The organism is Dolichospermum sp. DET69, assembly GCA_017355425.1.
Lineage (GTDB): Bacteria > Cyanobacteriota > Cyanobacteriia > Cyanobacteriales > Nostocaceae > Dolichospermum.
Window position 1 is genome coordinate 5792861 of sequence record CP070233.1, and the last position, 24048, is coordinate 5816908.

Consider the following 24048-nt stretch of genomic DNA (forward strand, 5'->3'; position numbering starts at 1 on the left):
ATATTTGGATTGTTAGGCAATGCAACAACATACTTTAGCTGGGGAAATTACTCAGAATGGTGTGGGTTTGCATAGTGGTGTCACGACTCAAGTGCGAATATTACCTGCACTACCAGGAAATGACCGCTTTTTTGTGCGGGTTGATTTACCAAATTCACCGATTATTCCCGCCCAAGTTACGGCTGTGAGTCAAACTGTACTTTCTACTCAACTGGGTAAGGGTGAAGTCTGTGTTCGCACTGTAGAGCATTTATTGGCGGCTTTGGCAGCTATGGGAGTGGATAACGCCAGAATTGAAATTGATGGACCAGAAGTACCGCTTTTAGATGGTTCGGCTCAAATTTGGTGTGAAAGGATTGCTGAAGTCGGTTTAGTCTCCCAAACGTCTAATAATTCAACAGTACCTTTACTTATTACCGAACCTATTTGGATTTATGAAGGTGATGCTTTTGTTTGCGCTCTACCCGCACCGGAAACCCGATTTAGCTATGGTATAGATTTTAATTTAGCAGCAATTGGTAATCAATGGCATAGTTGGTTATTAACGACGAATTTAAATAGTTCTTCTGCTGACTTTGCTTCGGAAATAGCCCCAGCCCGGACTTTTGGTTTACAGCATCAAATCGAATATTTGCAAAAGTCGGGACTAATCAAAGGTGGTAGTTTGGATAATGCTCTAGTTTGTGGAGTCCAAGGTTGGTTAAATCCACCATTACGATTTGCAAATGAACCAGTCCGTCATAAAATCTTGGATCTAGTCGGAGATTTAAGTTTACTGGGAACTTTCCCTGTTGCCCATTTTTTGGCGTACAAAGCTAGTCATAATTTACACATTCAACTAGCAGGAAAAATTTTAGGCTTGATCTAGAATGCCTATTTGTACATCAATGTCTAATAATTTACATCAAGTACCAGCAATGTCTACTATTACTGAAACTAATTCTCCCGAAGTGAATACATCTCTAGAAGATGATGTCAACACACAGACAATTAAAACTACCTTTAGTATTGAGGAAATTCAGGAATTATTACCCCATCGCTATCCATTTTTACTGGTAGATCGGATTATTGATTATGTACCTGGTAAAAAAGCCGTGGGTATTAAAAATGTTACCTTTAATGAACCCCAATTTCAAGGGCATTTTCCAGGGCGATCGCTTATGCCCGGTGTGTTAATTATTGAAGCAATGGCACAAGTCGGGGGTGTTGTCATGACGCAAATGCCGGACTCAAAAGGAGGACTATTTGTATTTGCTGGTATAGATAAAGTCCGTTTCCGTCGTCAAGTTGTTCCCGGTGATCAACTGGTAATGACAGTGGAACTGTTGTGGGTAAAGCAGCGTCGTTTTGGGAAAATGCACGGACGCGCAGAAGTGGACGGACAACTAGCTGCTGAAGGAGAACTCATGTTTTCTTTAATTAGTTAAGTCGGAACTATGATTTATTTGATTCATCTGATTTTGATGATTTAAGTCGGAACTATGATTTATTTGATTCATCTGATTTTCGTGATGATTTAAGTCGGAACTATGATTTATTTGATTTATCTGATTTTGATGATGATTTAAGTCAGAACTATGATTTATTTGATTTATCTGATTTTGATGATGATTTAAGTCGGAACTATGATTTATTTGATTTATCTGATTTTGATGATGATTTAAGTCAGAACTATGATTTATTTGATTTATCTGATTTTGATGATGATTTAAGTCAGAACTATGATTTATTTGATTTATCTGATTTTGATGATGATTTAAGTCAGAACTATGATTTATTTGATTTATCTGATTTTGATGATGATTTAAGTCAGAACTATGATTTATTTGATTTATCTGATTTTGATGATTATTTAAGTCAAAACTATGATTTATTTGATTTATCTGATTTTGATGATTATTTAAGTCAAAACTATGATTTATTTGATTTATCTGATTTTGATGATTATTTAAGTCAGAACTATGATTTATTTGATTTATCTGATTTTGATGATTATTTAAGTCAGAACTATGATTTATTTGATTTATCTGATTTTGATGATGATTTAAGTCAGAACTATGATTTATTTGATTTATCTGATTTTGATGATTATTTAAGTCAGAACTATGATTTATTTGATTTATCTGATTTTGATGATTATTTAAGTCAAAAGAATCATAGTTTAAGATCATGTAAGTTCCATAATTATCTTAATCAAAAAAATCAAAAAAATCAAAAGAATCATAGTTCTGACTTTAATCAAAAAAATCAAAAGAATCATAGTTCTGACTTTAATCAAAAAAATCATAGTTGAAGATATGTTGAAAACACTTATTCATCCAACTGCTGTCATAGATACTAATGCGGAACTCCACCCCACAGTTCAAGTCGGTGCTTATGCTGTGATTGGAGCAAATGTTAGAGTTGGTGCGGACACTGTAATTGGCTCTCACGTCGTCCTAGAGGGACCCTGTGAGATTGGCACGGGAAATCAGATTTTCCCTGGTGCAGCTATCGGTATGCAGCCCCAGGATCTAAAGTATGTGGGAGAACCAACTTGGGTAAAAATTGGCGATAATAATTCCATCCGTGAATACGTGACGATTAACCGCGCTACGGGTAGAGGTGAGGCAACTGTGATCGGTAATGGCAATCTCTTAATGGCTTATGTTCATGTAGGTCATAATTGCCTGATTAAAGATTCAGTCATTATTGCTAACTCTGTAGCACTAGCGGGTCATGTGCATATTGAATCACGAGCTAGACTCAGCGGCGTTCTAGGTGTACATCAATTTGTCCACATTGGGGAAATGTCAATGGTGGGGGGAATGACACGCATTGATAGAGATGTACCCCCTTATATGTTAGTGGAAGGAAATCCGGCCAAAGTGCGATCGCTCAATTTGGTAGGATTAAAACGTTCAGGAATGGAGAAGAGTGATTTCCAATTAATGAAAAAAGCTTTCCGTCTTCTCTATCGTTCTGAGTTCCTATTTAAGGATGCTTTGCAAGAGTTGGAAAGTTTAGGAAATACAGAAGAATTAAAACATCTTCGCCGTTTCTTGCTTCTTTCTCAAATGCCAGGCCGACGGGGTTTAATTCCTGGTAAAGGTAAACAAGCTGTCAGTGATGAATAATGAATAGTGAATCATTTGTAGGAGCGGGGTTTGTCTGTTCTCTTCGTTCCTACTGGCAGAATATGGATTTAATGAACCACGTTCGCGGAGCGTCCCGGAGGGATATAGGCACGAAGAACGCGAAGGAAGGAATGAGGAAGAAAGATATTTTTAATTTGGGAAGGGAGTAGGAAAGGAATTGACACTCTCACTGGCTTTAGCCACTGAGATTCTTGGTTCAACGAGTCCACTTAACTTAAACCCCTTGCGGTATTTAAGCCAGAGGTGGTTCTCTCCCCAAGCGTTAACTTCCCCTCTGCCCGAAGGTAGTTGCATTACTGCAAAATTTGATTGAGTTTAAATTCTGTGTCGTCTAGCTCCCATGAAGATTTTACCTATTCGGAGGGTAGTCGCTAGAACTATGGAATAGAACCCCATATCTTCAATTGTCAAGGTACAGATTACCGTCAGGTAGTTAGGTTTTTAGACAGGTTGATTACCGTTCCTGTTGTGAAAAGTATAACACTATAGAACGCAAAAGATAAATTCTCTTATCTTTTTAACCCACCTTTGCTAAAAAGAAACTCTATGCGGTTAAAACCGTGGTCAGTAAGCTTGTCGAACTGCACGAGTCGCTTATATCTCAGGGAGCCAAGCCACTGAGCTTTACGCTTACCGGATATTCCTGTAAAAATTTCAAATCTAAAATCTAAAAATGCGGATATTTATTAGCACTGGTGAAGTTTCTGGCGATTTACAGGGTTCGTTATTAATTACAGCACTTCAGCGTCAAGCTGTGGCTGCGGGTTTAACGTTAGAAATTATCGCTTTGGGTGGGGATAAAATGGCTCAAGCTGGAGCGACAATTTTGGGTAATACCAGCGGTATTGGTTCTATGGGTTTGATTGAATCTTTGCCTTATGTGATTCCTACATTGAGAGTACAACGACAAGCGATCGCTCATTTAAAGAAAAATCCCCCGGATTTAGTTGTGCTAATTGACTATATGGGGCCAAATCTGGGCATTGGTACGTTCATGAGCGAAAATTTACCTGATGTGCCTGTTGCCTATTATATCGCTCCTCAAGAGTGGGTATGGTCTATGAGTTTTCAGAATACTAATCGCATTGTTGGGTTTACTGATAAATTATTGGCAATTTTTCCCGAAGAAGCCCGATACTATCAAAAAAATGGCGCAAATGTTTCTTGGGTAGGACATCCTTTAATTGATAGAATGGCAAATGCTCCCAGTCGAGAAGTTACCAGAGAGAAGTTAGGAATTAAAGAGGCAGAAATTGCGATCGCACTTTTACCAGCTTCCCGTCATCAAGAATTAAAATATCTCTTACCAGTTATTTTTCAAGCTGCTCAAAATATCCAATCTAAAGTACCAAATATCCATTTTTGGATTCCTCTATCTTTGGAAACATTTAGAGAACCAATTACAGCAGCAATTAAAAAATATGGTTTAAAGGCTACAGTAGTATTAGGTCAAGAACGGGAAATTTTTGCCGCTGCTGATTTTGCAATTACTAAATCGGGAACTGTAAATTTAGAATTAGCATTATTAAATGTACCGCAAGTTGTGGTTTATCGTCTTCATCCCCTAACTGCTTGGATTGCGCGTCGTATTCTTAAAGGTTCAATTCCCTTTGGTTCTCCAGTAAATTTAGTTGTCATGCGGGAAATAGTCCCAGAATTCTTACAGGAAAACGCTACAGCCAAGAATATTACTCAAGCAGTAATGGAATTGTTATTAAATCCTGAAAAGAAACAAAAGACTTTAAGAGATTATCAAGAAATGCGCCATTGTTTGGGAGAATTTGGAGTATGCGATCGCACGGCGAAAGAAATATTAGCAATGAAAAAGTAGATAATAATTAAAATGGCAAAAAACCGACCAATTGCAGTTGATTTATTTGCAGGTGCAGGCGGAATGACTTTAGGCTTTGAACAAGCTGGTTTTGATATCCTTGCATCTGTGGAAATAGACCCAATTCATTGTGCAATTCATAAATTTAACTTTCCCTTTTGGACGATATTATGTAAAAGTGTGGAAGATATCACAGGGAAAGAAATTAGGAATAGTTCTCAAATTCATAATCAAGAAATTGATGTAGTTTTTGGTGGTCCACCCTGTCAAGGTTTTTCATTAATGGGAAAACGTTCTTTTGATGATCCTAGAAACTCTTTGGTTTTCCATTTTATTAGATTAGTTTTAGAATTAAAACCTAAGTTTTTTTTGATGGAAAACGTGAAAGGAATAACAGTAGGTAAACACAAAGAATTTATTGGGGAAATAATTAATAAATTTGAAAATAATGGCTACAAAATCAATCACGATTATCAAGTTTTAAATGCGGCTAATTATGGAGTTCCCCAAAATCGAGAAAGATTATTTTTACTGGGTTGTCGTCAAGATGTAGAATTACCCAATTATCCAGAAAAGATGACATTTCCTAATCAAAAAGCTCCTACGGTTTGGGAAGCATTACAAGATTTACCTGCAATAGAAAGCTATCCAGAACTATCTCAGCAAGATTGGGTATTTGCAGAGTTTGGTGACCCTAGTAATTATGCTAAAAAACTGCGTAATCTGACAACTGAAAAAAATAACTATTCCTATGAACGTCAATACAATCATACTTTACTAACATCAAGTTTAAGAACAAACCATAGTCCCGAATCTATGGAAAGATTTGCTTCTACACCCCATGGTAAGATAGAAAAAATCAGTCGTTTTCATAAACTTGATCCTGATGGTTTATGCAATACATTAAGAGCCGGAACAGCCAGTAATAAAGGTGCATTTACTTCTCCTCGTCCCATACATCCTTTTATTCCTAGATGTATCACTGTAAGGGAAGCTGCGCGGTTACATTCCTATCCTGATTGGTTTAGATTTCATCCCACAAAATGGCATGGTTTTCGACAAATTGGTAATTCTGTACCGCCACTTTTAGCGCAAGCAGTCGCAGAGGAAATAATTAAGAGTTTAGGGATAGAACCTTCTCAAACCAAATGCGTTAAAGAGTTAGGAGATATTAGCTTATTAACACTGGATATGTCAGAAGCAGCTAAATATTTTGGAGTAAGTCGTCATGTTATAGAACCAAGAACTAGAAAAAAATGAATACTACAAATTAAACCAGTAAACGCAAATTCTTTAGTACCAAGGAATAAGCATTTTTCCATCCCACCTGTTATCCTAGAAGCAGCAACTCTTGAACCTGTCTCAGCACTTTCTTTCTAATCAGCAAGTTTTAGCTTTGACATAATTACAAATGGAAGCCGAAGAGGATAGCCGTTTGAGTGAGTTGCTAGACAAACAACAAGCTGGTATGCTCACAGAATCAAAAATATAATTGCAGCAAAAAAGTAATTCTCTTGAAGTCACGAAATAAACGAGGTGAACTCATGACAGCGAAACAAGAACTAATTAAAGAAATTTCTCAAGCACCAGATTTTTTAATTGAAGAAGTATTAAATTTTTTACTGTTCATTAAAAACAGGTTTAAACAAAGAATTCCTGAAAATCAAACTGCCGATTTTACTGATAGTTTACCATCTACATCTTTGTTAAATTTCCTTGATGATATTCATAGCCAAATTCCTCAATCAGAATGGGAAAAGCTACCATCGGATCTGTCAAAAAATGTAGATCACTATTTATATGGTTCACCCAAAATTGAAGAATGAATAAAGTATTTGCTGATACAGGTTATTGGATTGCTCTACTAAATCCTAATGATGAATTGCATCTTAAAGCTAGAGGTGTTACTGCATCTTTATCGTCTAATATACGGTTTTATAGCTTTGCTGAGAAATTAGATTTTTGTATTGTCAGTTCAAAAATTAATCTGGGTGATACTTCAATCCTTTTAACCCGAATCAAAATTTTTATTGTCAGAATCAGGATGTTCAGGATTTAAGGATTTTCAGGATTTTGGTTTAAAATGTGATGTTTTGAATATTGATTTGATGATCTATTTTGAAGGTGCGAGAGTGAAGATAGAATTACCGGAAAATCGTAAATCACAGAATACCTAAAAAATACCAAACTCAAATTAACATCCTGTAAATCCTTAAATCGGTGGATATTATGACAGTAACCACAATAATCTACAAAACGATGACGAATTTGTTTTTGTAATTCAACGGAAATATAAACACTCACGCTACTTTTTGTTTTTCTTGAAATTGGTTTAAAGTATATCTAGCTCTGGTTTTAAGAATATTCAATTGGTCAACTTGTGCCAATAATTTATCTAAAGTTTCAGATTCCTCATTTGACAATTGATTTTCAGAATTTTTCATTAATAACTCATCTAATTGAATCTGGCTTTTAGGAGATAAAGAAGTTTCTACCAAAGCTTGCAATTCATCAAGACTTAAACCAATTAATAATTCTGTATCTGTTGATAAGTGGGTTAGCTGTTGGTAAGTTTCCAAATTTAACAATACACCAACTCTATCTCCCTGAGTGTTAGTTATATACTGTACTGATTCAGACATGGTTTTAGATGTTAGATGTCAGTTCAAAAATTAATCTGGGTGATACTTCAATTATTTTAACCTGAATCAAAATTCTTATTGTCAGAATCAGGATGTCCAGGATTTAAGGATTAACAGGATTTAGATCCCCGACGAAAATAATGATATTAATAATACAAAATCTTACTATATATGCGCGGATAGATTTTGACTCGTAACATAAATATAGCGCAATTTTTACGTCTTGTCAAGTTTTAAAATATTTAATCGCCAAAAACAAACTTCAGACAGATGAAAAGGCATAGACTCACCACTAGACTAAAAAAAGCCGAATTGGTGCTGAGAGTATGCCTTTAAATTCTCATATTTGGACACTGACACCTATAGATGTTTATAAAACTCTAACAACAACCCCCCAAGGTATCAGCGAGGTAGAAGCCAATATCAGATTAAAACAATCCGGTTATAACGAACTTCCCGAACCCAAAACACGGCCTTTAATCCTGCGTTTTACCGACCAATTAACCCATTTTATGGCCTTGCTTTTATGGGTAGCAGGAATATTAGCTTTTATTTCCCAAACACCAGAATTAGGTTGGGCAATTTGGGCTGTTATTTGGATTAATGCTATTTTTAGTTTTTGGCAAGAATATCAAGCCGAAAAGGCCTTATCTGCTTTAAAAAAAATCCTCCCTTCCCAAGCCAAAGTTTATCGAGATGGCAAATTATCGGTAATTGCTACCCGTGAATTAGTTAGCGGGGATGTCATGCAGTTAGAAGAAGGTGATAAAATTTCCGCTGATGCCAGAATTGTGGAATGTCAGTCTTTATATGTAGATGTCTCCATACTCACAGGGGAATCTTTACCCGTTCCCCGAATCTGCGAACCTGTTACCGCAGACAATATCCACGCTTCCGAATCCAATAACTTAGTATTTGCCGGTTCTACCGTAGCCGCAGGTCGGGGACTCGCGGTAGTCTATGCCACAGGCACACATACAGAATTTGGTCAAGTTGCCCATCTTACTGCCAATGTGAAGCGAGAAGCCAGCACTTTAGAAGTGGAGATTTCTAGGGTAGTTCACATCATTACCATCATTGCCTTGAGTATGGGTGTGGTGATATTTTTACTCACTAAGTTGCTGGTAGGAATGCAACTCAAGGAAAGTTTCATTTTTGCCATTGGCATTATTGTGGCATTTGTTCCCGAAGGTTTACTACCTACCGTGAGTTTATCATTGGCAATTGGTGTTAAACGCATGGCTAAACAAAATGCTTTGGTGCGGCGTTTATCTGCGGTAGAAACTTTGAGCGCAACTACGGTTATTTGCACTGATAAAACCGGGACTTTGACTAAAAATGAAATGACTGTGCGCCAATTGTGGATTCCTAATATTAATATTAATGTGACTGGGGTAGGTTATGAACCCAAGGGAGAAGTAGAAATCAAATCTCCTGAAAATGAATCTCAGGTGCGGTTAATGTTAGCTGGGGCTGCACTTTGTTCTAATGCGCGGTTAAATCATCCCCCCAATTCTAATCAATGGCAAGTATTAGGTGATCCTACAGAAGCAGCGTTATTAGTGGCAGCAATTAAGGCAGATTTGCAGTTGGAGGAGTTACAAAAACAAGCCCCAAGAGTTAAGGAAATTCCTTTTGATTCTCACCGCAGAATGATGACGGTTTTATTATCAGGTAATTTAGAATTAGATAATACTGGAAATTCTCAATATCTGATTTTTACGAAAGGTGCAACTTTAGATGTATTAGAACATTCGCGGTATTTATGGCATCCAGGAAAAAAACTGGAACTGACGGAAAACCAGCGCGAGGAAATCATTACCGCTAATGATCAACTAGCTAGTCAGGGTTATCGTGTTTTAGCTGTGGCTACAAGTCAAGGTGGCACGGAATTAAACCAACTAGATAATAATTTATTAGAACAGGATTTGACTTTTTTAGGATTGGTGGCGATGATTGATCCACCACGTGCAGAAGTTGCTGATGCGATCGCTCTTTGTCATCGTGCAGGTATTCAAGTTACCATGATTACAGGTGATTATGGCTTAACAGCAGCGGCAATTGCCCAACGGATTGGTTTAGTTAACGGTAAAGCTAGAATTATCACTGGGGAACAATTAGGACATCTTTCTGATACTCAATTACGGCAAATTCTCCACAAGCACAAAACAGGATTGGTATTTGCCAGAGTTATCCCAGAACAGAAACTTAGATTAGTTGAAGCATATAAACACCTTGGTCATATCGTTGCTGTGACTGGTGATGGTGTCAACGATGCCCCCGCTTTACGGGCTGCAAATATTGGTATTGCGATGGGAATTAGCGGTACAGATGTTGCTCGTGAAGCTGCGGATATTGTGCTGATAGATGATAATTTTGCCACCATCGTTTCTGCTATTGAACAGGGGAGAGCGGTATATCAAAACATCCGTAAATTCATGACTTATATCCTCGCTTCTAATATGGCGGAATTTTTGCCCTTCTTAGCAATGGTGTTTCTGAAAATACCCCCAGCTTTGGTAATTTTACAAATATTAGCCATTGACTTAGGTACAGATATGTTACCTGCATTGGCATTAGGGGCAGAAAAACCGGAAACTGGTTCGATGGAATTACCACCCCGGAAAAAATCAAAACCACTATTAGATTTATCTTTACTACTGCGTGCTTACTGCTTTTTAGGACTGTTGGAAGGTTTAGCAGGTATGGCGGGATTTTTCTTTGTTTGGTGGAGTAATGGCTATAATCTTACTCAATTACAGGCACTTAGTCCGAGTATTCTATCTCATTCAGCAGATGCTACGATTATGGCTATTTATTACCAAGCCACAACGATGACTTTAGCGGTAATTGTCGCTTGTCAAGATGGTAACGTTTTTGCCTGTCGTTCGGAACGAATTTCAATTTTGCGTTTGGGCTTTTTTAGTAACCCTTTTATTTGGGCAGGAATTGCAGTGGAATGGGTATTAATATTTTCAATTATTTATTCTCCTACTTTACAAAAAATCTTTTCTACTGCATCTTTACCACTATCTTATTTATTAATATTATTGTTTTGTCCACCGTTCATTTTAATAGCTGATGAACTGAGAAAACGCATGATTATGAACGACTCACACTGAATACAATAAGAGACTTCCAATTAAAGAAATATCCAAAATTTCTTGTGGTGCGGGCCGAAAAGTCCCCTAATAATACAGGGACGGGCAAGATGCCCATCCCACAAAATTGGATAGCGAAGCGCTGCTGCAAGCAGTTCATCTTTTTTGTGGAGTTCTCTAAAGAGAAATGGAAAATGACTATTATTTTTAATAATAAAACTTATGGTCAATTACTAGCAGATATTGCTCCTCAAGTAATTGAAACTGAAGCTGAGTATGAACGTCTTTTGAAAATTTCAGAATATCTAACTTTAAAAAAAATCTTACTCCAGAGGAGCGAGCTTTAGATAAATTGCTTGTCAGACTAATTGAAGATTATGAGGAAGAAAAATTATCCAATGGATAAATCTACACCTCATGAAATATTGCAACACATCATGGAATCTAGTGGTATTCTTCAAGCTGACTTGGTAGGTATTATTGGTTCTAGCGGTGTGATGTCAGAAGTTGTAAACGGTAAACGTTCCATTAGTAAAACACAAGCTAAAGCCTTGGGAGAACATTTTAAAGTTTCTCCAAGTTTATTTATTTGAACACTGTTAAACAATTTTATATTTGGCGTTGCACAATTGAAGGAGGAATTACAGCATAATTCACCGAGTTAGGAGTAAAACTGGCTTAGTATCTGGCTTTGAATTTAGATTCTGTACATCATTGATCTGCAATCTGCTGTATTGTCTTGAATTTGTTAAAAATGTATCTGTTGTCACAAAAAATAATGAATTGTGAGGGGATCAACACATATATTGCTCAGTATTAATAAAAACTTATATAAACTAAGATTGCCATATATATACTTTAGGAAAACGACTGTTCAGGAATCCTGATTAAAAAATATTGCAAGAACTTGATTTAGTTGCTAATGTGTGTAGGTACGACAGCACAGGTGAACGCTCGGATTATTAGCGAGGTAAAATCAATGAGCCTTATCCATCCTGCCAAAAATCTTTTATGTTGATGATTCCCATCGTGACAACGAGAAATTTCTGCTGGCAACAAGCAATAAAGGGGTATTGCAGATGAGCAGAAATAGTAGCTCCTATAGCGCACCGTGGCGTTAGCTATTTTTGTCACTGAATTGAAATTTGATTTTTGTTTACAGTTCATTAATCGTCTTAGCTGTTGATTGCAAAGAAGGCAATGCATGAAGACGAAAAATGAATAATTTGGAGGTGAAAACCGATGAAGATTCAAGGAAAAGTTGCACTTATTACCGGGGCTTCCCGTGGGATCGGTAAAGCGATCGCTTTAGAATTAGCCAAACAAGGCATGAAAAGGTTAATATTGATAGCCCGCGATCGCCAAAAGTTAGCCGAAGTAGCCGCAGAAATCGAAGCTTTAGGCGTAGAGACCACAATCATGGCCTTAGACTTAACTCAATCAATCAACGTCAACATCGCTGTAGCCCAACTTTGGCGCAGTTATGGACCAATTCACCTACTGGTAAACTGTGCCGGAGTCGCACACCAAAACTCATTTCTGCAATCAAAACTTCCCCAACTCCAAGAAGAACTCTCCGTCAATTTGATGGGAATGTATACCCTCACCAGTTTGATAGCCAAACGCATGGTTAGTCAAAAAAGGGGGATCATTGTCAATGTCTCCAGTTTAATGGGGAAAGTTGCCGCCCCGACAATGGCCACATATTCTGCCACTAAGTTTGCCATTGTCGGATTTACCCAGGCACTACGTCAAGAACTTGCCCAACACAATGTCCGTGTTATCGCCTTACTTCCTTCCCTCACCGAAACAGACATGGTGCGTGACTTGCAATCATTCCGGGGAGTGATTCCCATGACACCCGAACAAGTCGCCCAAGCCCTCGTTATCGGCATAGAAAACGATACCGCAGAAATCCTAGTAGGATGGCAATCTCACCTAGCCGTATTATGCCAACGTTTCGCCCCTTGGTTACTAGAGATTATCTTGCAACTAGCAACACCCAAGAAACCATTACCTGATGCTGTGGGATAAAGTTCAATCTAGTTAAGTTTTGTTTCGCGCAGAGGCGCAAAGTGTTTTTTGTGTCTTTGCGTAAAGTAAACTTAAAAAATGGTAGGTTGGGTTAAGCAAAAGCGCAACCCAACTAAAAATTTGATCATGATAAGGAAGAAATGACACCATCACTAACCCTGTAATAATAGTGCAGAATTATAATTGCTCTTACTGTAGCGATCGCTTAATAATCAAAATATTTGCTAGGAAATAAATATATTATTGTCTGAATCAGGATATCCAGGATTTAAAGATTTACAGGATTTTGATTTTATTTGTGGTGTACTAATATTTTAATTTGTCTGAATCAGGATGTCCAGGATTTTAGGATTTACAGGATGTTGTTTAAAGGTATCATGTTTTGATTTTTGATTGTCCATCTTTATCTATGTTTATCTGCGTTCATCTGCGTTCAATTATTCTTGATATTACTGTTAGATTAATAATTTTTTTAAACGAACCACAGAGGACACAGAGGACACGGAGAAAAGATATCAGTTATATTTGTGTGGGAAGGGAGTAATTTTCTCGTTCATCTAATTAATTATCTCAGAATTGGGGAAGCTTTCATCAGAAAATAAAATCCTGTAAATCCTTTAATCCTGGTTATCCTGATTCAGACTTAATAATTTTCTGAAAGCTTTAGATGTTACAGTTTACAATTGTCGATGCGAGAGAAGACATCCAACATACCAAGACCCCACCCATTGTATCTTACCCACAATTTATCAATCGTATTGAGGTCTTCACATGGGAAATTATTAATGCTGTTAAAATCTAGCGAGCCTAGCTGCTCCCTTTTTGCAACTGCTAACATAACTCGCGTTGTTTCTTCATCAGCCTCTTTCCATTTCCCTGCTGCGAGTAAGTCACGAAGACGGGTATAATTCATACCTACTGCTGATTTTAGCTCAACATCATTATCATCAAAATTATATTCAACATATTTTGATTCAACATATTCGATATAGTCAATAGTACGTTTATAACTAAATTCATTATTTATTTTTTTATATAGATTAGCTGCCAAATTCAAATTTTCAAGTCCGTTTTTTTTATTTCCTATTTCGCTATAGTAATTTCCCCGATAGTAGTATACTTCTGCAAGATATGTATAAATATTTAAGGCATAGTCAGGATCAAATTTTAATACAATATTAAAATCCTCAAATGCACCTGCTACATCTCCTATTTGAAAACGAAATTTTCCTCTAACATGGTATGCTTTATATAAGTTAGGATTAATATTTAACGCTTGATTCAAATAATTGATGATTAGTTCATCTCTATTTATAATATTATTGTAATAATTGCAATCTACATCTAGGTTATAGTAAGTAATTGCTAAATTCAAATAGACTACAGCTTCTTTAGGATTAATTTTTAGTGCTTTCTCATAATCATTAATAGCATAGTCTATATAACCAAATTTTTCGTAAATAATTCCTCTGTTATTATAAGAGTAAGCGTCTTTAGGATTAATGTATATTGCTTGACTATAATCATTTATAGCATCCTGAAAGTTTCCCAGTTGATGATGAGTTTCTGCTCGTTTGAAATATATTTCAGCATTTTTGGGATTTAGTTGTAACGCTTGACTATAATTGGTAATAGCACCTTGATAATCTTCTTTTACAATACACTCATCACCTAAGTTGATATATTTGTCAGCATCATAAAATGATAAATTCTCTAAATAGCCACGCAACCCACCAGGATAAAGTAATTCATCTATTCCAACTAAAGTTTTATCACCAATTGATTTAATCATATTCATTGGTAAAAACCCAGCTACAATAAGACCATATTCTTTTTCTGTTTCACTAAATTCTTCTTGACATAAAATACAAACTAAAACAGCATTTTTTTCAATTTCTTCTCTATCAATTGTCCATTGAACCTTATCAAAATATCCATAACGGGTTTTAACCTGAATACCAATTGATGAATCAGAAGTTAAAGTAAAATCAATTTTTCCATCTCCACCAATGCGTTTTTCATAATCAATTTCAGTTACAAAATCACCTAAACGGATTTTAACAACTTCCTCACCCAGCTTTCCCTTCATATTATTGAAGAAGATGTTCTTAACATCGTATTGTTGCTTAAATTTATTAGCCATCTCCCAGCAAAAATTCCGTAATTGCTTTAACCTCTCTCCAGAGATAACCGTCAACTCACTATGCTGGCCTTCCTTCTCACAATGGAGTAAGTCACCAGATTTCAGTCTTTGAATAAAATCAGTCTGCTGTGCCTTGAGTATTGTTGTCCAGTCCATTTGTTAAAACTCACCTTTATCTGACAAGGAGTATTTATTCTAGCCCACATTCCGCACCCCCCGGTGTCACAATCGGTAATTTCGGATTTTTGAATACATTAAAGGATAATTTTTATACAAAAATGTCGAAATTTTAGGTAGCGAACTGCTTGCAGCAGCGCTTCGCTATCGCTAATCCCAAATCCCCAAACGACCATTTTTTGTTGTGTGACAGTTTAGGGTGCGGAAGATGGGTTCTAGTATTCCCTATCAAGCAGCAAAACGCACTAATCTAGATCACATTGCAGTTTTTTGAGTCTAACCAAAAAGTATAGAATCCTCAAACCCTAAAAACGCAACTTAAACAAACATCCTGTAAATCCTTAAATCCTGGATATCCTGATTCAGACAATACCTCAGACAGATGAACAGCTATAAACTCAGCATCTGAAATATCAAAGCCTGATTGATACCAAAAGTATGAATTCAAACTTTCATATTTGGACGCTGACAATAGTATTAAGTGAAATTTGAAACCGCCAATTTATCTTGTTTTCTCCGGTAAATTGCGCGGGGGGATCTTTCTTCCTTGATAAAACTGTTTTTCTAACCCACTTAATTTCCACCATGCTGCACTTAACAACAAAGGAACAAATGTTTCTGTTATCACAACTAAAGGCGATTTTGTTTCTACCAAAAATGCTAATAAAGGACTACTAGCTAAAGCGAGAATAGTAAAAACACCACACCAAAATTTTAACTGTTGAATTCTCTCTAAAGCCTGACGACAACTAGCACATTTTTCTGTATGGGAATGATATCTTTCTAGCATCACTTCTTTATTTAATAAAAGTGGTGGCAAAGATTCTCCAGGAAATGTTTCCCCATGATATTGATTTACCCATTGACGCAACGCGGAAACAAAAGTATCTGCTTTTGTTGCTAGGTAAAAGGCTTTATTAAAATTAGCACTACCACCTTTAGCGGCTAAATAACGTTCTTGATAATGGAGAAAAATTTGATCATCTTCCAAAACACCATTTTGACCAATATGGACATACCAACGAGGGCGAATTTTAATAAAAAATCCTGGTAGTTTAGACTTGAACTTAAAAGGAAAACGAGCAATTATGCGACATTCACCTTTGCGAATGGGGACAGCATAAACAACAGTTAAAATTCTGCCTTTTTCAGCATTAATATCATGCCACATTAAACCAGGAGCAATAAATGTTGTGGAAAGTTTTCCCGATTGTCCCGCTTTTAATCCTTGTTTCCAAATCCCTTCAAAACCATATTTTCCTGATTCAACTATTTCTAATTCTAAAGGTGCAGCATTGGCACGATTTCCCACTGTCAGATGATGGGTAAAGGCAATATGACTAGGATCAAGGATATTTTCTAATAATGTTAAAGCATCATAAGGAACATCTCTAAAAGTGTTAATAATTACCCATCCTTCCGGTGCTGCTTCTATGGGTTCAACAACAGGAACTTTAGTATTTGTGGCATTTTCTGGATTACCAGCATAGACAAATAATAATCCTTGTTTTTCTGTGGTTGGGAAAGATGATACACAAGCCCTGGGAGAAGTTTCTGCTTTTCCTCCTGCAACCTGTTGGGGAATTTTTTGACAACTTCCATCTCCTGCAAATGTCCAGCCGTGATAAGGACATTCTAACAATCCATCTTCATTAATTCTCCCTTCCGAAAGAGGTGCAAGACGGTGGGGACATTGATCTATAAATACTTGCCAAGTCTCAACTTTTTGATCCCACCAAATTACAATATCTTTGCCCAAAAGAGTGAAAGGAGTAGGTTTTGATTTATCTAAATCTTGAAGATAGTGAACTGGATACCAGGATTGGGCTAATTCAAAAGTATCTGGATTACTACCTCCAGGTAATATTTCTGTGATGAAAGTTTGGTTAATAATAGATTGTGTTTGCACCATTTTCTGTATTGGTTTAATTTTCAAATTTCAAAATCGGAACTTTTAATTAAAAAGTCTAGCAATAATCATCCCTAATTGAACACTGATAATTCCTAAAATCGTACTACCAATAAAATAACCAGTCCCAGCTAACCAATGACCACGTTGTAATAAACCTACTGTATCTAAACCAAAAGTAGAAAAAGTAGTATACGCACCTAAAAATCCTGTAGCAATAATTAACTTAATTTCTGGAGCAATCATAGCTGTTTTTTCCATAGCCAAAGTTGTGAAAAAACCCATTGCTAAACAACCGCTAATATTAATAAAAAAAGTTCCATAGGGAAAAGCAAAACCAAGGCGGTTCGTAAACCACAAAGTTAAATAATAACGACTTAAAGCCCCAGCTATTGCCCCCAGACTAATAGCAATGGGAATACGAATTTCTGCCTGTTGTAACATTATTAAATACTGATGACATCTTCATATATATCAGCCATTTTTAGAGTCATATCAACTGAATCTAAATATAAGCTATCTTCGATATTAATCAAATTTTGTATTGTCCAATTTCCTTTTTGATCTTGACGATAAATTTCTACTTTGACTTCATCTTGAGAAATTAATACATATTCTCGTAAACTTGGTAAAGTTCGGTAATTGACAAGTTTTTCCCGTCTATCTATTGTTTCTGTGCTTGGTGATAAAACTTCTATAATTAAACAAGGATAATTTAAAGCATAACGGTCTTGATCCTGAGAATCGCAACTGACGATAACATCAGGATAGTAAAATATAGTTTTATTTTCATTGGCTAAATTTATCTTCACTTTCATATCTGACATGAAGACATTACAGGAACTACCCCGCAAATGAGAACGTAAACTACTAGCAATATTTAGGGTAATTATATTGTGTTCTTTACTACCTCCAGCCATAGCAAAGACTTCACCACTAAAATACTCATGACGAATATCACTAGATTGTTCTAATTCCAGATATTCTTCTACAGTAAAGAGGTAGAGAGGGGACTGCATAATTTTTCCCTTTTTAGTTATTATTAAATTATTATAACTTGCACTGGGTAGGGAGTAAGAGGAATTAGTCATTAATAATCTATCTTTAGTCATAAGTATATTGGCAAATCCCCAATTAACTGACAACTAAATTATGATCATTATAGGTGCAATATTCATCCATAAGTAAACTTTACCAACAGGATGTCGCAACTGTCAGTAACCCAGCCCTAAAGGGACTGAGCTTGCAAGAGAAATCAAACAAGCTGTACTGACCAGACCACCCTAAACGTAAGTCGAAGGGTAGCCGTTATTTGAGTCACGACACCCCGGAATGCGAAGCTAGTTCCTTGCTCTGTCATTTGCAATTAAACAGTTTTAAGGTCACTGAAACAGTGTTGCAAGTCTAAAAAGCTCTTATAACTGGTCGAAGCTAACATTACCCCAGAAATGGGAGGCTCTTTCGAGCAAAACATTATGCGTACAGAGTTGGGAAATTTGAATCGGTAATTGTCCCGTTGAAAGTACATTACAAAAGTACACCGAATTTACCAACTCCAAGGCGGTAATGAAAAAAAATTCAAAGCGGTTAAAACCGCCTGTGTCGTTTCCCTCTCAGGGCTAAAGCCGCTGAGTTTCCCACTTACCGGGTATTCTTATGACTACTAACAATATTGAATCTATAGAAATCGTAGAAATTAGTCTACAAACCAGAGAAATTGGAGAAACAGATGCAGTTAAACAAGAAACTACAGCATTATTAGAAGCAATTAAAAAACGCGCTCAAGCAGAAGCTGAAACTGCTGGTACTATTACCCGTGAAACCTATTTAAATGCTGTGCGTCAGGTACGGGAAGCTATTGAAAGAAACAAACTTATTGAACGCGATAGCTTAGAATATTCTTGGACGGTAATTCAAGAAGAATTAGAAAGAAATTGGTACTTACTTTCTAAAGATGTCACAGATTTAGGAGAGAGATTCCAAAATGCTGCCAAAGCTGCATGGGAAGCCTTTAACTCTCCTCGTAATCAAGATTAGTGTCAGTGATTGGGAAAGAGGCAATTGAAAGAATTTCTTCTTACAGCACTTTCTGCTGTTATCAGGGATATCATAGCCCCCTCCTCGCTTGCGGGGAGGGGGTTGGGGGTGGGGTTCATGTACATCACTCAATGAAGAACCGCTGTATATTCCCTCTTCCCTATTTCCTTATTTAAAAGCAACTTTCACATTAGCAACAGCAACTTCTTTTGTAGCCGCTTCAATATTCACTGTTGCAGATGCACTAGAACCTTTATACCACAGCAGCACAGCCGGAGCTACACCCAGCAACACACCTAGCAATACCGGGATAGGAAACCCAGCAGCCAAACTCATCACTGTTGCAAAACCAAAGTTACCTAAATAAACTAATAAAGGCACATTCAATTGATAATGCTCTAGCTTGATCGGGTTTTTACTCCATAACAAAGCCGCTACAGTCATAAATAACGAACCAGTACCCATCCAACCAGCAAAGTTCTGATAAGGCATTCCAAAGAAAGCCCCAGGTTGTTGCCAATACCAGAAGGGAAGGGATGTTTGACTCATTGCGGGGTCAAGCACAAAATCCCAAGAAGTGAGCAGTAAAGCCCCTAAAACAACTGCTCCAACATGACGGAATAGGCTAGGTTTTTTATCTACTTCTAAACCCGCCCGCGCCAACACATAAGAAACACATCCCACATAAAACCATGAAAGGGGTATTGTAAAAGGTACTAACCCAGAAATTTTGTATCCCAATCCACTTAAATAGCTGTAGTGACCAAAAGGAAAGCCTGTGCTAGTTCCTAGTAATTCACTGGTTAGGGAAATTGATAAAGATGGGATTAAAAATCCTAAAGCGCGTCCCAAACCCAAAGTTCGGTAAGCATAGAGGAACACTCCCACCGCTCCAAAAATCATATATGCCACACCGCCACCCGCCATACTCCACTGCATGACGCTCTGTCCGACCTCTGATAAGCTGACAATTAATTCAGCATTGGGAATAACAATTAATATCCCCACCAGTCCAAATACCATGGAAACGATATGACCAATTAGGCATACGCGCTCGACGATAACAAGTTGTCTCATGATCAATCCTTAATGATATGCCAAACGTCTACTCAACTGCTAACAGTTTACAAATATTTATGAACATATTTAACTAAATATTGATCTTTATTCTTGCAAAATGGGAATTAGGGATGCAATTCAACATTTAGAAACTTTATGGGTTCAGTAAATCTGTGAAATAATAAATGCAACCGATACTACAAATACCAGTATATAACGATTTGTAACTGAGTAAGGTACAGAACTTTTACATTTATCAACGGCCTCAAGCCAGTTTTATTCCTGACTCCTGCTATATGTCAATTTTGAAAAAGATTCCTTGGTTTTCTCTAATACTTGTATTACTGAGTTACAGTACATTGGGCTGGTTAATATTTGAAGAAAAAGCCCCTTGGTATGTAAGGCTGATAACTGTGGTGACAATCCTGCTGTCTCTAATTTGTATCACCAATCCTTGGTTAAAACTAGATGATTATTCGCATATTTTCTTCAAGTCAAACGCTAGGACTTTTGGTATGGCTATCTTAGCAGCGTTCCTATTTTTTCTAATGATTGCTTGGTTTCGGGTATTTCTTGATACTCTACTCATTATATGCGCGACCATTTTAGCTAAACTAGACTTTCAAGCAGTTAGTTTAAAACCAGCACTAGCTTTTGGCTGTATATTTTCTTGCTCACTGATAGGTCTAGGATTGGGCGCACTTATCAATCACTACATTTAGTCATTAGTCATTAGTTATTAGTCATTAGTTATTAGTCATTAGTTATTAGTCATTAGTCATTAGTCATTAGTCATTAGTCATTAGTCATTAGTCATTAGTCATTAGTTATTAGTTATTAGTCATTAGTCATTAGTCATTAGTCATTAGTTATTAGTCATTAATTTACAGTGCTTCCTGCTGTTATGATGGGCATTATAGCCCCCTCCTCGCTTGCGGGGAGGGGGTTGGGGGTGGGGTTCATGTACCTCTCTCAATCAAGAACTGCTGTAGTTAATAACCAATAACTAGCTGGCTACAGCTTCTACAACTTCTACAGCTACTGCATAAACGCTAACTTTCTTCTGGCTTTTACCTCTTCTTTCAAAGGTTACTACACCATCAATCAAAGCAAACAATGTATCATCACTACCAATACCAACGTTGTTGCCAGGGTGAACCTTAGTACCACGTTGACGGACTAGAATATTACCTGCGCGTACAGTTTGCCCACCATAACGCTTTACACCAAGACGTTGAGCATTAGAATCGCGTCCGTTACGCGTACTACCAGTTCCCTTCTTATGAGCCATAATTCCCTCTTTTCTATTTACTTTATTTATCCCAGGTTGCTAGTTATCTAGTTTAGGCTGGGAAAAAGGTAATTGGTAATTACTCTATTATCACCTTTTGCCTAACTAGCAACTTAACCTTATTTACGATTCTTCAGATAATTCTGCTGCGGTTTCTGCCACGAAGTCGCTATCACCACTATCAATAACTGGAAGTTCAGGACTAGTTGGCGCTTCTTCGTAAGCTAAAACTTCGCCGTTAAGATTGATAGAATTAATCAAAAATCTGGTGATTTCCTGGCGATGTCCCCGTTTTTTGCGGGTTTTCTTTTTAGGTTTCATCTTATACACCAGGACTTTGCGACCTCTGAAATGTCGCATGATTGTCCCTTCCACTGTTGCGCCTTCTACTAAAGGTTGGCCAATGGAAAGTGCGCCTTCGTGGTGTACAAGTAATACTGCGTTGATAGTAACTTTTTCATCTGGTTCAGCGGTTAGTAGTTCAATGTCGTAAAAGCGACCTGCTTCTACTTTCATTTGTTTACCGCCGGTTTCAATAATCGCGTAAGTCATTAAATCGTCCTTGAGGTTGCCGTACAGGTAGCTGGCTATAATCTCCTGTAGAGACGCTATTTATAGCTTTTGCCAGCTTTTGCAGTATGTCTACCTGATCCGAGCTTGGAATTAGACAGACAATCTATTATAATACCCGATAGATAGCTAATCAGTCAACCTTTTAAAAAATATAATTTTATAAGACCTCGCGGTAAGCGTAAAACTCAGCGGCTTTAGCCCTGAGATATAAGCGACACGAGCGGTTTTAACCGCTTTGGTATTTTCTATATTAACCGTGATGCGGGTCTTCAATATATCTCCTCACGGATTCGCTACTAACATTCCCTGCGGTGCTTATAAAATAACTACTTGTCCAAAGAGACGGTAGTTTTTTTAATTGGGGAAATTCTTTTCTCAAGTAGAAGCTAGAACGACCTTTAAATGCCTTGATAACTAAATGTGGGGTATCTGTGGGCTTAACGCTAATAAATAAGTGGATATGGTCTGGAGCTACTTCTAAAGCTAAAATATCCCAACCTTTTTCTATAGCCAGTTCAGCAAAAATCTGTCTCGCTCTTGTTGCTATTTCTCCTACTAAAACTTTTTTCCGTCGTTTAGGTATCCAAACAAAATGGTAATTAACCAGGAATTTAACGTGGTTGTGGGTTTTATAGTCTTCTTGCGTTAACATATTCTCTTGTTGTTTTCTTAATAGCTATTGACAATACTAGCTTAATCAATTATTCTTGAGAAGTCAACTTCTCATCAATCGTAACTTGGTGGCAAAAAATAAAAAAGCAATGGGAGTACAACAGGTTTTGTTGTCTCCCGATAATGAAACAAAGGCAGTATTAGAATATCTCTGTCAGCAGTCAGGGAAGCTGTATAACAGTGGTGTTTATTTCGCTAGACAAACATTTTTTAAAACTGGAAAGTTGTTAACGGGTAAGTTCGACTTGATTTACGAGCCTTCAGTGTCTAAAACTATGGTTGCTCAATCGATGCCATCTATCCCCGCACAACAAACTTTATTATCTGTAACAGAAGCCTTCAAATCTTTTAAAGAATTACGTTCTTTGTTTATCAAAGGACAATTACACTTTAAGCCTAAAGTACCCGGCTATCTAACAGGTTCTAAACTTTTCAAGGTTGCTTATCCTCATAGTGGAGGACAGAAACCAACTCTAGTTAATGGACAACTTAGATTTTCGTTGGGACTAACGGTTAAAAGATGGTTTGGAATTTCTGAATTTTTTCTACCGCTGCCGTCAAATTTAGATATAGCTCATGTTAAGGAGTTTACTATCCTACCTAAAAACGGTGCTTTTTATCTAGAGATGTCTTACGAAGTTGAGAAACAACAGCATGATTTAGACATTAATCAAGCTCTATCTATTGACTTGGGAACGGCTGATAATTTAGCGGCTTGTGTTGATACATTGGGTAATTCCCTATTGATTGATGCCCGGTCAATGAAAGCCATGAATCAGCTTTGGAACAAGAAAATATCAACAAAAAAAGAGGGGAAATCAGAAGCTTATTGGGATGCTTGGTTAGACCGTGTAACCCGTAAACGTAACCATCAAATGCGTGATGGTATTAATAAAGCAGCGAAACTAATTATTGACCATTGCTTAAAATATGGTATTGGTACATTAGTTATCGGCTGGAACGAGGGGTTTAAATCCAACGCTAATATGGGGAGAATTAACAATCAAAAGTTTGTCCAAATGCCATTGGGTAAACTTAAAGATAGATTAAGACAACTCTGTGAATTGCACGGTATTAGATTTCAAGAAACTGAAGAAGCATATACGTCAAAAGCTAGTTTTCTAGATGGAGACTCCCTACCTAAGTATGGCGAAAAGCCAGAAGGGTGGAAAGCATCAGGAAAGCGTGTTAAGCGTGGATTGTATGAGTCGGGCGATGGTTCATTCGTAAATGCAGATTTGAACGGAGCAGCTAATATTTTAAGAAAAGTATCGGGAAGGTTGAGTCTATCACTTGATCAACTCAGTAGACGATCTTTGGCAATCGTAGCGAGAATTAAATTAAATTAATTCTGTCCGCAGAATCTCAGCGGCTTTAGCCCTGAGAGTGTCAATTCCCACTAATTTCCGAAAAGGTAATTTTTGAGTTTGTAGTTAACCGGG

The 24048-nt window shown here is 37.1% G+C and carries 22 protein-coding genes and 1 pseudogene; 12 read left to right on the plus strand and 11 right to left on the minus strand.

All coding sequences use genetic code 11. The annotated features are described in order from the left end of the window. The first annotated feature begins 19 nt into the window (after window positions 1-19). Complete coding sequence (locus EZY12_26505) at window positions 20-868, plus strand: UDP-3-O-acyl-N-acetylglucosamine deacetylase (protein QSX68117.1); 849 nt, start codon at window positions 20-22, stop codon at window positions 866-868. Window positions 869-917: 49 nt separating this feature from the next. Further along, window positions 918-1427, plus strand: coding sequence for a 3-hydroxyacyl-ACP dehydratase FabZ (fabZ, locus tag EZY12_26510; GenBank protein ID QSX70847.1), 510 nt, complete (start codon window positions 918-920; stop codon window positions 1425-1427). Here fabZ and EZY12_26515 read toward each other — a convergent pair. After that, a complete protein-coding gene (locus EZY12_26515; GenBank protein ID QSX68118.1) occupies window positions 1416-2171 on the minus strand; it encodes a hypothetical protein in 756 nt (251 codons plus the stop codon). The genes fabZ and EZY12_26515 overlap by 12 nt on opposite strands. Window positions 2172-2300: 129 nt before the next feature. Between EZY12_26515 and lpxA the strand changes: the two genes are divergently transcribed. Continuing rightward, a complete protein-coding gene (lpxA, locus tag EZY12_26520) occupies window positions 2301-3116 on the plus strand; it encodes an acyl-ACP--UDP-N-acetylglucosamine O-acyltransferase (GenBank protein QSX70848.1) in 816 nt (271 codons plus the stop codon). A gap of 150 nt (window positions 3117-3266) precedes the next feature. Here lpxA and EZY12_26525 read toward each other — a convergent pair whose 3' ends face one another. Beyond that, the gene (locus EZY12_26525; protein QSX68119.1) at window positions 3267-3431 is read right to left on the minus strand and encodes a hypothetical protein; all 165 of its coding nucleotides are present in this window, start codon (window positions 3429-3431) and stop codon (window positions 3267-3269) included. Between the two features lie 379 nt (window positions 3432-3810). Here EZY12_26525 and lpxB point away from each other — a divergent pair, with 379 nt between their 5' ends. From lpxB to EZY12_26540, 3 genes are all read left to right on the plus strand, one after another. Beyond that, window positions 3811-4968 (plus strand): lipid-A-disaccharide synthase, encoded by a 1158-nt coding sequence (gene lpxB, locus EZY12_26530; GenBank protein ID QSX68120.1) that lies wholly within the window; start codon window positions 3811-3813, stop codon window positions 4966-4968. Window positions 4969-4980: 12 nt separating this feature from the next. Further along, window positions 4981-6228, plus strand: coding sequence for a DNA cytosine methyltransferase (locus EZY12_26535; protein QSX68121.1), 1248 nt, complete (start codon window positions 4981-4983; stop codon window positions 6226-6228). Window positions 6229-6512: 284 nt separating this feature from the next. Then, on the plus strand, window positions 6513-6794 hold the full coding sequence (locus EZY12_26540) for a hypothetical protein (GenBank protein QSX68122.1): 282 nt from the start codon (window positions 6513-6515) through the stop codon (window positions 6792-6794). 474 nt (window positions 6795-7268) lie between these two features. Here EZY12_26540 and EZY12_26545 read toward each other — a convergent pair whose 3' ends face one another. Next, window positions 7269-7610 carry a hypothetical protein gene (locus EZY12_26545; protein QSX68123.1) on the minus strand — a complete coding sequence of 114 codons (342 nt, stop codon included), beginning with the start codon at window positions 7608-7610 and terminating at the stop codon, window positions 7269-7271. Between the two features lie 326 nt (window positions 7611-7936). Here EZY12_26545 and EZY12_26550 point away from each other — a divergent pair, with 326 nt between their 5' ends. The 3 genes and pseudogenes from EZY12_26550 to EZY12_26560 all read left to right on the plus strand — a co-directional run bounded on the left by EZY12_26550 (window position 7937) and on the right by EZY12_26560 (window position 12745). Continuing rightward, a complete protein-coding gene (locus tag EZY12_26550; protein ID QSX68124.1) occupies window positions 7937-10732 on the plus strand; it encodes a cation-transporting P-type ATPase in 2796 nt (931 codons plus the stop codon). Between the two features lie 173 nt (window positions 10733-10905). Continuing rightward, window positions 10906-11304: pseudogene (locus EZY12_26555) on the plus strand (transcriptional regulator). Window positions 11305-11953: 649 nt separating this feature from the next. Further along, a complete protein-coding gene (locus EZY12_26560; protein QSX68125.1) occupies window positions 11954-12745 on the plus strand; it encodes an SDR family NAD(P)-dependent oxidoreductase in 792 nt (263 codons plus the stop codon). A 670-nt stretch (window positions 12746-13415) separates the two neighbouring features. Here the strand turns inward: EZY12_26560 and EZY12_26565 are convergent. From EZY12_26565 to EZY12_26580, 4 genes are all read right to left on the minus strand, one after another. Then, window positions 13416-15044, minus strand: coding sequence for a tetratricopeptide repeat protein (locus tag EZY12_26565; GenBank protein QSX68126.1), 1629 nt, complete (start codon window positions 15042-15044; stop codon window positions 13416-13418). Window positions 15045-15567: 523 nt separating this feature from the next. Then, window positions 15568-16977 (minus strand): Rieske 2Fe-2S domain-containing protein, encoded by a 1410-nt coding sequence (locus EZY12_26570; GenBank protein QSX68127.1) that lies wholly within the window; start codon window positions 16975-16977, stop codon window positions 15568-15570. Between the two features lie 42 nt (window positions 16978-17019). Then, complete coding sequence (gene crcB, locus EZY12_26575; protein ID QSX68128.1) at window positions 17020-17418, minus strand: fluoride efflux transporter CrcB; 399 nt, start codon at window positions 17416-17418, stop codon at window positions 17020-17022. Window positions 17419-17420: 2 nt separating this feature from the next. After that, a complete protein-coding gene (locus tag EZY12_26580) occupies window positions 17421-17993 on the minus strand; it encodes a Uma2 family endonuclease (protein QSX70849.1) in 573 nt (190 codons plus the stop codon). A gap of 637 nt (window positions 17994-18630) precedes the next feature. On the opposite strand from EZY12_26580, the gene EZY12_26585 reads away from it, so the two are divergent. Beyond that, a complete protein-coding gene (locus EZY12_26585; protein QSX68129.1) occupies window positions 18631-19011 on the plus strand; it encodes a hypothetical protein in 381 nt (126 codons plus the stop codon). A 168-nt stretch (window positions 19012-19179) separates the two neighbouring features. Here the strand turns inward: EZY12_26585 and EZY12_26590 are convergent, their stop codons facing one another. Beyond that, window positions 19180-20088, minus strand: coding sequence for a carotenoid biosynthesis protein (locus tag EZY12_26590; GenBank protein QSX68130.1), 909 nt, complete (start codon window positions 20086-20088; stop codon window positions 19180-19182). A 278-nt stretch (window positions 20089-20366) separates the two neighbouring features. On the opposite strand from EZY12_26590, the gene EZY12_26595 reads away from it, so the two are divergent. Then, window positions 20367-20792, plus strand: coding sequence for a hypothetical protein (locus EZY12_26595; protein QSX68131.1), 426 nt, complete (start codon window positions 20367-20369; stop codon window positions 20790-20792). 284 nt (window positions 20793-21076) lie between these two features. On the opposite strand, the gene rpmA is transcribed toward EZY12_26595, so the two are convergent. The 3 genes from rpmA to tnpA form a co-directional block, all read right to left on the minus strand. Beyond that, entirely contained in the window at window positions 21077-21361 is a 285-nt protein-coding gene (gene rpmA, locus EZY12_26600) for a 50S ribosomal protein L27 (protein ID QSX68132.1), read from the minus strand. A gap of 123 nt (window positions 21362-21484) precedes the next feature. Further along, entirely contained in the window at window positions 21485-21913 is a 429-nt protein-coding gene (gene rplU / locus EZY12_26605) for a 50S ribosomal protein L21 (GenBank protein QSX68133.1), read from the minus strand. 271 nt (window positions 21914-22184) lie between these two features. Further along, entirely contained in the window at window positions 22185-22586 is a 402-nt protein-coding gene (gene tnpA, locus EZY12_26610) for an IS200/IS605 family transposase (protein ID QSX68134.1), read from the minus strand. A gap of 109 nt (window positions 22587-22695) precedes the next feature. Here tnpA and EZY12_26615 point away from each other — a divergent pair, with 109 nt between their 5' ends. After that, complete coding sequence (locus EZY12_26615) at window positions 22696-23955, plus strand: transposase (protein ID QSX70850.1); 1260 nt, start codon at window positions 22696-22698, stop codon at window positions 23953-23955. Window positions 23956-24048: the final 93 nt, after the last annotated feature.